The sequence below is a fragment of the Thermoflexus sp. genome (genome assembly GCF_025055495.1).
In the GTDB taxonomy this organism is placed as follows: Bacteria; Chloroflexota; Anaerolineae; order Thermoflexales; family Thermoflexaceae; genus Thermoflexus.
The window spans coordinates 1-11,871 of the sequence record NZ_JANWXB010000140.1 but is presented as its reverse complement, the minus strand read 5'-3'; the positions used below and the strand labels follow the sequence as shown (position 1 = coordinate 11,871).

At 63.1% G+C, this 11,871-nt stretch carries 8 protein-coding genes and 1 pseudogene; all 9 read right to left on the bottom strand.

Going from position 1 to position 11,871, the window contains the following annotated elements:
- Positions 1–1,081 (bottom strand): annotated as a pseudogene (locus tag NZM16_RS04945) (hypothetical protein); the annotation flags it as partial.
- 90 nt (positions 1,082–1,171) lie between these two features.
- A complete protein-coding gene (locus tag NZM16_RS04940) occupies positions 1,172–2,380 on the bottom strand; it encodes a glycosyltransferase family 87 protein (RefSeq protein WP_295479021.1) in 1,209 nt (402 codons plus the stop codon).
- Positions 2,377–2,547, bottom strand: coding sequence for a hypothetical protein (locus NZM16_RS04935; protein ID WP_295453862.1), 171 nt, complete (start codon positions 2,545–2,547; stop codon positions 2,377–2,379). The genes NZM16_RS04940 and NZM16_RS04935 overlap by 4 nt, the downstream gene beginning before the upstream one ends.
- 22 nt (positions 2,548–2,569) lie before the next feature.
- The gene (locus tag NZM16_RS04930; protein WP_295479018.1) at positions 2,570–2,746 is read right to left on the bottom strand and encodes a hypothetical protein; all 177 of its coding nucleotides are present in this window, start codon (positions 2,744–2,746) and stop codon (positions 2,570–2,572) included.
- Positions 2,747–3,140: 394 nt separating this feature from the next.
- Complete coding sequence (locus NZM16_RS04925; RefSeq protein WP_295479016.1) at positions 3,141–4,382, bottom strand: glycosyltransferase 87 family protein; 1,242 nt, start codon at positions 4,380–4,382, stop codon at positions 3,141–3,143.
- A gap of 67 nt (positions 4,383–4,449) precedes the next feature.
- Positions 4,450–5,694, bottom strand: a complete 1,245-nt coding sequence (locus NZM16_RS04920) for a glycosyltransferase family 87 protein (RefSeq protein ID WP_295479013.1) — start codon at positions 5,692–5,694, stop codon at positions 4,450–4,452.
- A gap of 289 nt (positions 5,695–5,983) precedes the next feature.
- Positions 5,984–7,285, bottom strand: coding sequence for a glycosyltransferase family 87 protein (locus tag NZM16_RS04915; RefSeq protein WP_295453358.1), 1,302 nt, complete (start codon positions 7,283–7,285; stop codon positions 5,984–5,986).
- Between the two features lie 97 nt (positions 7,286–7,382).
- Complete coding sequence (locus NZM16_RS04910; protein ID WP_295479010.1) at positions 7,383–9,461, bottom strand: glycosyltransferase family 39 protein; 2,079 nt, start codon at positions 9,459–9,461, stop codon at positions 7,383–7,385.
- 33 nt (positions 9,462–9,494) lie between these two features.
- Positions 9,495–11,267, bottom strand: a complete 1,773-nt coding sequence (locus NZM16_RS04905) for a hypothetical protein (protein ID WP_295479007.1) — start codon at positions 11,265–11,267, stop codon at positions 9,495–9,497.
- Between the last annotated feature and the right edge of the window lie 604 nt (positions 11,268–11,871).

The following is an 11,871-nucleotide window of genomic DNA, read 5'->3' as shown; positions in this document are numbered from 1 at the left end:
CGGGGCGGCGGCGGCCGCGGCGCGGCGCCCCCCGGCGCGGCGGCGGGCGGGGGGGGCGCCCCCCCCCCCCCCCCCCCCCGGCCCCGGGCCAGGGGGGCAGCAGATGGACAAGCAGGCGGGCGAGGATGGGCATCGCCACCATGCCGAACCAGATCACATAGCGCTGGCCACTCCAGGCCAGCCAGAGGAAGGCGAGCAGCAGCAGCAGCTCGGTGGGGGGGAGGCGGTAGGAGGAACGGGCGAGGGCCACCAGCAGCAGAAGGATGCTCAGATAGAAGATGACGTTGGCGATCCCGTGAGGGGTGGGGGATGCCCATTCCACCCCCAGGGTCTGGCTGGGGGGATCGGTGAGCAGGCGATAGGCGTAGCGGAGGATGCCAGCTCCGTAGGGGTTGAGGAAGAGGGCCAGCAGGGTGAGGAAGGTGATCCCCGCGAGCGGGCGCAGGGGTGGGCGTTGGGGGTGCTGGAGGAGGTGTTCCAGGGTGCCACCGATCAGGAAGAGGGCGAGGAGGGCGGGCCCGAGGAGGAAGGCGCCGTGGACGTTGACCCAGAAGGCCATCAGGAAGGGGAGGGCGATCAGCCGGGTGGGATGGAGCTGGCCTTCCCGGAAGCGGGTCAGGAGCAGATAGAAGCCCACGAAGGGGAGCCAGGACCAGATCTGGGGGCGGATGACCAGGTTGTTCAGGGACATTCCGGCGGCGAGGGCGAGGGCCAGGGCGGCGAGGCGCCAGGAACGGCTCTGGCGTTTGGCCTCCAGGCCGATCAGGCCGAAGGCGGCGAGGGCGATAGCGTTGCGGGCGAAGGTGACCAGGGGAAGTCCGCCGGCGTGGTGCAGTAGATAGAGGAGTACTTCCCCCAGCCAGGCCCCGTAGGTGAAGGGGGCCTCGGCGGGCAGTGTCCAGCCGAACATATTCGTGGCGGGGATCCGCCCCTCGCGGACGATGAGCTCGCCGATCTTCAAATGCCACCAGAAGTCGTTCGGGGGAAGGGGGACCAAGGAGACAAAGAACCCAAAGGTCGCCAAGGGAATCAGGAACCAAAGCGGCTCGATGGGCATCGCCAGGGTCCGTCGACGTGTCATACCCCGACTCCATCTTGAAGAATCCGGCTCACTTCAACGGCAACGGTGCCTTTCTTTTAGGTCAGTACCGCCTTCCGGTCTTCCGGTGGATTATATCCGGTTCCTCCCGCGTTCGATCTCCAGCCCGGCCATCTGGAAGACGCGCCATCCTCCCCAAGCCAGGGTGGGGAGCGTGGGCATTAGGGCGATGCCGGCTGCGGCGCGGGCCGCCAGCACCAGCGGGGCGCTCAGGAAGGCCGCCAGCCAGATCCCCGCAAAAATCGCTCGCTGTTCCTCCCGTTTCGAGGGAAGCGCTTCCTCTAGGATCGCCGCCGGGAGGATCAGGATCGCCCAGTCATAGATCATCGCGTGGGGGGTCAGCCAGAGGGTGAGGGCGACGGCGAGGGCGAACCGCAACCCGGGATCCCGGTGCGAGCGCCAGAACCGGAAGACGGCGATGACCCCGACCAGAGCGGCCAGGGCCGCCAGGAGGTCGGCCAGGCGAGGCCACCATGGGAGCAACAGCCGCCAGAACCCCCGCAGGCTGTGCAGATGCCACAGGGGGAACGCCTTCCAGCTCGGGAGATCCGGATAAACCGCCCCGGCGAAGCTGAGGTAAGCCCAGGTGGCCTCCGGGAGCACCGCCAGGGACAGGACGAACAACGCCGCGCCCATGAGGAGGAAGCCGAGGAACGCACGACGGCCCCGGGGGCCCTCCACCATCCAGAGGGCCAGGAGCCCCAGCAGCAGATGGGGCTTATACAGCAGAAGCCCGGCTGCTCCCCCCGCCGCGAGGTCGTGCCCTTTCCGCCAGAGCCGCCAGACCCCGGTGAGGAGGGCCAGGCTGAGGAGGCCGTTCTGCCCGAAGCTCACGGAAGCGAAGACCGGCAGGAAGGTGAGGGCCCAGCCCATAGATTTCCAGAAGGGATGCCCGGAGCGGAGCGCGCGCAGGCTGAGGGCCAGCAGCATCACCTGCAGGAGGCTCCAGAGAGCGAAGCTGAGCTCATAAGGAAGGAGGGAAAAGGGCACGAAGAGCAGCGCGAAGAAGGGAGGGTTCAAAAAGGCGTGATAGCTGGGGAGATGCGGGCCGATGATCATCCGTTCGGCGGCGAGCTGGGCCTCCGGATCATAGAGGCGGGCGGCCTGCCCGTGGCGGATCATCCAGCCGGCGGCGTAGAACTGGAGGTAGTCCGTCCCGATCACCTGCCCCGTCCGGTCGAGGTGGTTCTGGCCCAGGAGGAGACTCAGGAGCCATCCGCCCCACAGGGCAGCCCCCGCGATCCATGCGTAGCGCAGGCGAGCGGGCGTGAGCCATCTCATGGGCAAGGTTTCCATCTCTGAATCACCGCCTCCGCAAGACGCGGGGCCTCGGCGAGCTCCACGAAGCGGCGGTCGGCCTCCGCTGGCCGAACGGCCGGCTCCTCCCGCAGTTCGGCGAAGCGGCGCTCGGTCTCATAGCGGTAAGGGCCAACTCCTCGTAGTACCACCGCGGAGCCTTGACCAGCGCCGTTACCGCCGGGCTAAGCGCTGGACATCCTGGTTCAGGTCCTCCGCCCCTTTCTGGGTCTTGCTGGCTCGAACGGACAGTCTGCGAAGGATCGAGGGGGACCGAAGTAGCTCCTCGCTTAACAGCCGCTGGCGAGGGGCCCTCAACCCCTCCGGGCGCTCGTCCAGCAGGCGGGTCAAATCCTCGAAATCCCGGACGGCAAAGGCGATCCGCCGTTCCCTCGAAAGAGCGTGGAGCTTATGTCTCGATTATACTCACAGCCCCCTTAGACGCTCATCGAACCCGGTGAGGATCCCATCGGCGCCGCGGGTTGGGCCCTTTAAGCGCTTCCATCCGGGCTGCCGAATTCCCTGATATACACCCCGAGGGGACAGGGTATCCCTTCCATCGGCAAGAGCCAGGCGCAGATGCTAGCGCTTTGTCCATTTTTACATGGTGGGGGTTTTCGAGGGCGGTGCGGGGGCCTTTGGCCCCCCGCACCGCTCCCTTCTGCACCGGCTTCGGTTCCTTAAATCCTCAGTTTATAACTGGACAAAGCCCTCAGGCCTGGGCTCGGGACCGGATGCTAAGGGCCTAAGAGCGAGCGGGCGGCTTCCTGTGGGCTCCACGGAAGAGGGGGAACCATCCCTCTCGGGATAGGGCAAGCAGGGTGCCTATGGGCAACAGCGCGGGAAGGGCCAGGTCGGTGAGAGCCCCCAGCAGGGGGAGGAACAGTCCGCCGAGGTAGACGCCGACGGCGACCTGCAGGAGCCTTCGGGAAGGATGGTAGGCGGCCCACAGCCCCAGCAGTGGGATCATGAGCATCAGGTCATGGAGCAGGGCGTAGGGCGAGGCCAGCAGCGGATAGAGCAGGGCCAGCATCCAGGCGGGGGCCTGGCGCTCGAAGGGCTGGCCCCGTAGCGATCGGGCCAGCAAGGCGAGGCCCAGCCCCGTGGCGATGAGCAAGGCCGGGGCTGTGGCGCGCAGCCACGGCCGGGCATCCGGAGGCAGCAGGGTGCCGAGCAGCCCATAGGGGGTGATCAGGGCGAAGGCTGGAAAACCCTCGGTCCACGGCAGCGACAGCAAGAACGCTCCATGGGCGAGATACTCCCGATAGGGCGCGCTCCCGACCGTCCCGAGGCTGAGCCCGATCCACGCGGCGGCGATCGCGCCGAAGCCGAGCAGTGCGCAGATTTCCCCCCAGGCCAGCCACAGGATCAGAAAGCCGAGGACGAATTGGGGCTTGTAGAGCAACAGCCCGGCCAGCAGGCCCGCCAGCATTGGGCGACCGGCCCGCTGGGCCATCAGGACGCCCGTGGCCAGCCAGAGGGTGAGGCCGTGGTTCTGCCCCACCCGCCATCCGGCCAGGAAGGGGAAGAAGGAGAGCATCAGGATGGCCATCTGGGCGAAGCTCAGCCCGCTGGCCTTCGCGTCGAGGGGCACGATGCGCCACAGCATCCGGGCGGCGTGAAGCGTCCACAGCGCCGTCAGCCCATTCCACAGGAGGAAGGCAGGGAGGAGGGGGAGGAACGTGAGGAGGCCGCAGGCCATCGCCACGTAGGGTGGGCTGATGAAGGGGTTGAGGCCCGGGTAGGGAGTGGGCGCGATCAGGGCCGCCTGGACCCCAGCCTGGGCGGCGAAGTCGTAGAGGCGGGCCGCGCTCTCGCGATAGAGCAAACCGGCCCCATAGAGGGTGATGAAATCGCTCCCGATGATCCCTCCCAACCCGCCGCGCCAGCCCTGATGGAATAGCACCTCGAGCCCGTAGGCGCCCCACAGCGCCAGGGCGAACAGACGCGGATAATCCCGCAGGCGGCGGGGAGTAAGCCAGGACACAAGAGCTCCTCCAGGGTCGGTCTACTCCCTACGGACTCCCCCTTCCGGTATAAGGAAAGGGCATCGCCTAAGGGTGGATCTCGCGGATAGATCGCCTGAAAACCTCGAACAGCAGGAGTCGGGTGCCACCGAGCAGGATAGGCATCAGCATCCATGGCGCTGTCACGTTGGCAAGGAAACCATAACTTAGGGCGGCGGTGATGGGAAAGATCGCCCCATATAGCAGCAGACGGGTTGAACGGCTCAAGAGCTCCCGATGCGCAATTAACCCGGCCAGGGGGGCGAACAGGTAGATGTGATAATTGATCCAGGACACCGGCCAGAGGAAAAGGCCCAGCGCAAGCCAGGCCCCGCTTTGAACCATCGGGGGCGCGCTGGGAGAGCGCGGGACGCTCCGCCACGCGAGGGCGAGCAGCAAGAAGGACGCGAAAAGATGAAGCGCGGATAGATCGGCTGGAGGGATGCCGGGGCTCAGAAAGCCTTGGTAGGATATGCCGCGTTCGGTGCGGATGGGTGGGCCGAGGAACGCCCATAGAACGGCCAGGAGCGAGTTGTTGGCGGGCATGAACGAAGCCAGGGCCTGCTGGTAATCCGGGATGTGCTGGATCATGAAGCGCCAGCCCTCCACCCCGGACCACACGGTGCCCCACAGGATCCCCGTTAGGATTCCACCGGCAAACCCCCGCAGGGTAGGGCCAGGCTTCCCGATCAGCCACGGGATCGCAGCGAACACTGGAAAGCCCTTCATGAGGGTGGCCATGCCCATCCAGAACCCCCCCATTCCTTCCCGATGGCGCAGGAAGTGGATCCATCCCCAATTCATGAGCACCCAGACGAGGGAATCTACGTTGCCCAAAATCAATACGTGCCATATCGGAGGCCAGAGGAACAGCGCAAACCAGAGCGAGGGCTTCTTCACTCCGATCTCAGCGGCGAGCTTGGATCCCGTCCAGGCCAGCAACAGGAGGTTGCCGATCAGCCAGACGGCGTAGGCGGCGGACATGGGCAGGAGGGCCAGCGCCCGGAAGAGCGGGAGGACGAGGAGCTGGTAATGCAGATAGGGCGCCGTGCGTTGCAGGGAAGGCGGGAGATGAAGGCCCACGGAATCGCCGACCCGCTGGGGCCATCCGGGATCGGTGACGGATCCCCCCTCGTTGATGAATCGCCCCAAAAACCAGTGCTGGAAGAAGTCCACCGCCGAATATGGGAATTCGCTGAACTTATAGGCCGCCAGGATCGATTCCCATGCGATCAACACAATGAGCGTGAATAAGACGAGGCGTTCGTGCCATGGTAAACGGGCGAACCACATCCGCTTTCCTCCGGATGGCTCATATCCGGCATCCACGAAGGCCGCGAGGGCGAACCGCCGGGTGGCTGGAGGGGGTGGGATCGCCTTCTCACCGTCGACCCCAGGGCCCCATAGGCGGCGCAGGCGCCGAATATGAGCGCTTCGGGTTTTCCCCGCATACGCGGGTCGCATAGGCAACAATGATAGCAGAGTATTCCATCAGGCACGGAGCGTCGTCGGGGGCCGTGCCCCCAAAACGATCGATCCTTTCTTACTCCCGCGCGGCCTTGGCTGGATGCATAGAAAGGGACTATGGGATTATTCCCTTTTGGGAACCCGTATTCTCCCTCTGATCCTGGGGGACAATCGCCGGAGACCGGGAGGATGAGGAATCGAAGAAAAAACTACGAACTGCCCACCAGGTGAAATACAGATTGAACCCGAAAAGGATCTTGCTGGCGATCAGGTTATCCAGCCCTGGGATCGTGGGGAGGACCCGCAGGGCCCCGAGGAGGATGTTCACAAAGGGAACCCAGGCAGGGAGCAATGCCCAGATTTGCAGCGTCCACGTCGTGATCATCCGGTGGCCCTCCAGGCTGGCCAGGGGCGGGAGGAGGATCAGCGCCGTGTGACTGTGGGCGTGCCAGGTGCTGACCAGGGTGGCCGCGGTGAGCCCCAGCGTCCATCGCTCTCGGGCCATGGGTTCCCGCAGATCCAGGCGTCGCGCCATCGCGAGGGCGGCCCCAGCGGTGAAGAGCATCCCTGCGCCGGTGACCGTCCAGGCCAGCGGCGGAGGGATTCCCCGCCCGAGCAGGGCGCCGATGGAGCGCCAGTTCATCATCGTTTCCGCCCCCACGACTTCAGGGGCGATTCCGGGGAGGGGACGGGCGAAGCCGCTCAGCAACGCGATCCACGAGGTGATGCCGTGGGGCCCGGCGAGGATCAGGGAGAGGCCTGCGAGGACGGCGGTTCCGCTGAGCAGGCCCCCTAAGATGCGCCACTGGCGGGCCAGGGCCAGGCCGGGGAGGAGCAATCCGAGGAGCTGGGGTTTGAGCAGCAGCCCACTGGCCCATAAGCCGGCGCGGAAGGGACGGTGGTGTTTCCATTCCTGCAGGAAACCGTGTGTGCAGAGCATCAGCCAGAGCGTGCTCTGCCCCCAGAACAGGTTGCTGAAGAAGGGGAACGACAGGAGGGCAAGGGCCAGCCGCTGGCGGCGCGCCGGGCCGGGGAGATGAAGCCAGTATGGGCGGAGGAGAAGCCCGATCCCGAGTCCATTCATCAGCGTCCAGAGGGCGAAGGCGATCGGCGGGCTGAGCCATGTGAGAGGGAGGATCGGGAGCAGAAAAACCGGCGGAAAGACCATCGGGATCAGCGTGCATGACGGGTCGCTTCCGGCCATCCGGCATAGGGCCTGCTGGACGGGGACGTGGCGCTCCAGGTCGTAGATGAAGGGAAAGCCCTCCTCGCGGGCGATCTGGGCGGCCGCGTAGAGGGCGCGGAAATCGGCGCCGACGAGGGGAAAGAGGCCGGTGAAGCGGATGGCGCCGATCAGGTATAAGAGCTCCAGGACCGCCAGAGCGAAGAGGAGGAGATTCAGCAGGCGCGCGCGCACAGGGCTCTCCCCGAAGCAGATGAAGCACTGTTTGATCTTGTATGCGGAACTTGCGGGATGCGCATGCGTGGGAGGACCGTGAAGGCGGGAAAGCCGCTCAAGGCGGCCCTCCCGCCCCGGAATCCTCCGATCCCATCTGGCTCATATCGCGCTCATGGCCGCGATGATCTGCTCCGGACCGGCAAAGGAGGCGAAGGATCTCGACGTCTTCGTCGGAATAGATCCTGGCGGCACACGACGGCATGATCTCGATCTGGAGAAAATCATAACTTCGCCGCATCCACCCTTGAGGGTCATGGGCCAGGAGCCATTTCACGCTGCCGCGGTGGATCCACAGGTGGGTGATCCCCATCGCCTCCAGGCGGTCAAGGACGGCTTCCGGATCGAAATGCGAAGCCCACACGATCCGCGGCCACGTGAAGTGATCGGCTTCCGGATAGCAGCGCGATGGGCAGTAATAATGGCGGGCATCGGCGATCAACAGGATCCGGTCCTCCGGCCTGAGGTGATCCCGAACGTATTCCATTCCCCGATACCCCTCCAGCTTACGGCGCAGGTAATCGGCCGGGCTTTCCAGGCCCAGCGCTACGCGCCATGGTTGGGAGAAGACGCTCGCTGCTCCCATCGTAAGAAGCAGAACCGTGATGAACATCAGGTGACTGCTGGCGATCCATCGGGCAGCTAGGCGACGCGGCAATCGCGGATCCCGCCAGCCTTGCCCCGCTGTAATCGCGAGGGCCATTCCCAGCAATGCGAAGGTGGAAATCAGAAAACGAATTCCTGGAGGACTGATAATCCACAGAAGCGCCCGTAGGCCGCTCAGCGCCAACGCATCCAGGGCAGGCCCCTGTAAAGGCGCTGCAAGGAGAAGAAGAGGTAAAAACCACAACGCCAGAGGACCGGTCACGTAGTCCAGACGATCCGGCGCTGTCAGGAGCCAATAAAAGAAGAGCAATCGGTTGATCCCTTGTTGCTCTCCTTGGTTGATATATTCCAGGAACAAAAGGTTTCTGAACCGGACTTCGGGATCTACCGACTGCAGGCCGGCTGGGAACAGCGGGGCGCCGAACCAGAGGGCGTTTTTGAGATACCACGGGGTCGCCAGCGCCAGCGTGGGCAAGAGAAAATACAGAATCCCCCTGGCCCGTTCGATCCAGCTGGTGGAGCAACCGCGCCATATCCAAAAAATGGTCCCTGCTGCCACAACCGGTAGCGATGAGAGCTTGGTTCCCACGGCCAATCCTGCCCAGATCCCGGCGGCGATCAGCCACTGTTTGCTGCGCCCTTCGGCCGCGCGCATCAGCCCCCCAAACGTCATGACCTCCAGGCATGCGGCTGCTACGTCGAGTAGCGCTTGGGGAGCAAGCTGAAACAGAAAGGCAGGCATGGTGAGCACAAAGGCGGGAGCGATCCATGCCAGGGAACCTGCGGCCGAGCGTGGGAGACGATACGCGATTCCCAGGAGCGCGATGCCGAAAGTCCAGTGCACGAGCTGAGGCGCCCGATCGCTTCCCAGCGCGATTGGGATGGCATACACCATGTTAAGGGCAAAGGCGTAGTTGGCCGGCCAGTTGTTGAATTCCGGATATATGCGTCCGGCCTCTAGAAACAGGCGGGGGGCCTGAAGGTGATACCAGAGGGCATCGTAGGCGACGGGTGGGGTCAGGGCCAGCAGGAAGCTGCTTCCCGAAAGCGCTGCCATCATTCCCCAGGCCCATCTGGCTGCGCACGGCAGCCGGGCCACGTGGGCCCATGCGAGGCGAACGGTTTGCCGGAGTTCCTGCATCGCCGTATGCACATCGTGCCGCAGCCAGATCGTCATTCCCAAAACCAGGGTGGCGATCCAAGGCGGGCGTAGCAGGCCCAGAAGCCCCAATAGGTATACCGGATATCCCAACAGCGCCAGACCCGTTGGCATTGCCCACAACCATCCCTCGCCGGGCATCATCCACGATCGCCCGACCTGGCGGAGGGTCCATCTGCCGAGTGCCGTTCCTAACAGCACCAGATATACCCACATGGCTAACGCAAACAGCGTATCCGTCAGCGCCGTCCAGCCCGAATCGGCTAGGTGGGAAGGAGGCAACGGACGCCGCACCCCCCACACCATTAATCCAATTCCCCCGACCAGGAAATACGTGTGGATCGATGGTCGAAGTCGCTTCAGCAGCCCCACAGCTCATCTCCCCGCATGACAATGGCCTCATCATCAACGGGGTGGAAGCCATTCGATCTCCTCTACAGCAAATCCTGTTGCCGCGATTCGATCTGCAAAAGAGCGCTCAACGAACGCGATGATGGCTTCTCCTGAGCGCTGAATACGGACAAGGCGATAACGAAGATGGAATTCCCCAGAGGTGAGTAATCCCTTTAGAACCGAGTTGTTAAACTCAAAGCCTCTGATCAGCAGGTTGAGCCCGTGTCCCATCGTGTCATCATATGGAAGCACAACCGGAGGAACACGCCGGAGGAAGACTTCGGGACGAAAGGCGACGTGTCCTGGGAAGCCCGGGGGATGCCAGCGCTCGGCGCGAGCCATCTCTCGATCGTTCAAACCCATCAGATCGAAGACCTTTCCTCGATACTCAAAGCGGAAGCCCCCGGTGGCGATGATCGCCACTTCTGGGTGCATCGGATCGAAGATCTTGTTCATCTTTTGAGCAAGGGAACGCCCTTGCGCAGCTAGGCCGATCTCAAACTTCATCTTCCGCGCATGGTATGAGCAACAGAGCGCCGCGTAATGATCCTGACCCAGGAATGAAAACAGGACAGGCAATAGAGGCGCTATGGCCTGAGGGAATAGAGGCGCCTTGCGCGTAAAGGACATCCGCCGAACCTGGAGGCGTCCAATCAATAAGAGGAGGAGACCCAGGGAGGGCCAGATGGGTTGGTAAAAGCGGAACATGGGGAAGTGATCATCTCCAGTGAGAAGGGGGAGAACGAGCCCCACGCCGGCAAGGGAAGTGAGCAGCAGTAGCCGGATGAGGTCTGTGAATTCCGGATCCGAGGGGGAGGGCGATCTCAGCTTATAAGTGATCTCCGGGATGCGCCGAAGAACCGTGTAGCCGCCTAAGAGGGACGCACAAGCGCCTACAGGGTAAGTCAATACGAATAGCAAAAGATAGATGAATCCGCTCTTAAAGGCTTCGAAGGGTGGTATACGCTTGGCATAATATGTGTTCGGCAGGAAGTCCCCGAAGGTATGTAGCCTCCACGCAGTAAGCACCGTTATCGCTATCATGTAAACAAGAAGCAGTCGAAGTGTGCGTGACCAGAGGCGGGAACGATCCCGCAATAGATACGTGCGTAAGGCATCCAGTCCGATCCAGGCGAGAGCCCATGCCATGCCTTCTGGACGGGTCAGTATGAGAAAGACGATGAACAACCCGGCGAGAGGCTCAGAGATCCCGTTCCATAAAGCAAGGGAGATTGCGGTGACTCCGAAGCTGAGCAGGATCGTGTCCATTAGCGTCAGGGTGTTCCAGGCTACAAATCCGGGGATGCTAAGCAGCCACGCTCCCATGAAAAGGGCGCTCGGAGAACGCCACCATCGAGAGCCGCCTATCCCATGCAGCGTCCAGGCGAGCAGGAGAATGAAGAACGCCAATGAGGCACTGAGGGCCCCCGTCTCCCAGGGAAATCCAGCCTTATAGAGCATGGTGGTAATTAGAAGCCAGAGTGGCGATGTAAACCCCTCAACCGGCCTCTCGCCCGGATTATAGACAAGCCCCTTCCCCTCAGCCCAGTGGCGAGCATACACAGCGAAGATATAGGCATCATCGATCCCTATGTGGGAGAGCTGAAGACCCCAGTGGAGCGCGAGAACAGCTGCCCCTCCTGCCAGACTTGCTGTAATAAGCGCTAATCCCCAACTACGTAATGGATGAATGGACTCTCGATAGCTGAGTTCCATAGACAATGGCGTTGGGTCGTGCAAGCGTCTGATAGAGCCAGAGAGCCGGGAATCCCATGAATAGGCCATTATGGGCATTAAGATGGGGGATCGGGAACAGCCCGGCTATTCCTAATTCATCCTTGCTGCAAGCCTATTCCAGCTACCGGATCATCGATGAATCGAAGCCGAGGGGCATTTTAATGGAATGGGGGTCGAGAACCCAGGCGACGAACAGGCCCAATTCCCTCCCCTTTAGATCATAGATCAGTTGTTGGATAGAGCGCGAGTCATCCGGGGAAGCGGGTTGCCGCTCGCCCGAACCCCGCGCGGCGATGCTTCCGCTTGGGCTTTTTGCGATCTTCTCCCGATAACCGCTAGGGCCGATGCGCCTTCCCCATGGTCAGCAGCCAGCGCGCAAGGAGCGCGGCCAGCCCTAGGGTTAAGCGGTTCCTCAGGTTGAGGAGCAGCACAGCCGGTGGGCGGAACTCGAGCATGGCGTCGAAGGTCGAAGGAGAGAAGATGATCAAAACGATATCTGCGGCATATCGCCTGTCCGATCCCATGGGCGACGGCGCAGGGGATGAAATGATGGAGGAAACCCGTGCGGAATGATCGATCGCGATTGATCCCTCCTATCCTTTCCTACCTACCGGTCCTACCTACCGGTGCCGCCGGCTAAGGGATGTCAGGC

Coding starts and splice junctions, on each gene's coding strand:
- NZM16_RS04940 (WP_295479021.1), bottom strand. CDS start 2,380: ATGAGATGGCTCACGCCCGCTCGCCTGCGCTACGCATGGATCGCGGGG.
- NZM16_RS04920 (WP_295479013.1), bottom strand. CDS start 5,694: ATGTGGTTCGCCCGTTTACCATGGCACGAACGCCTCGTCTTATTCACG.
- NZM16_RS04905 (WP_295479007.1), bottom strand. CDS start 11,267: ATGGCCTATTCATGGGATTCCCGGCTCTCTGGCTCTATCAGACGCTTG.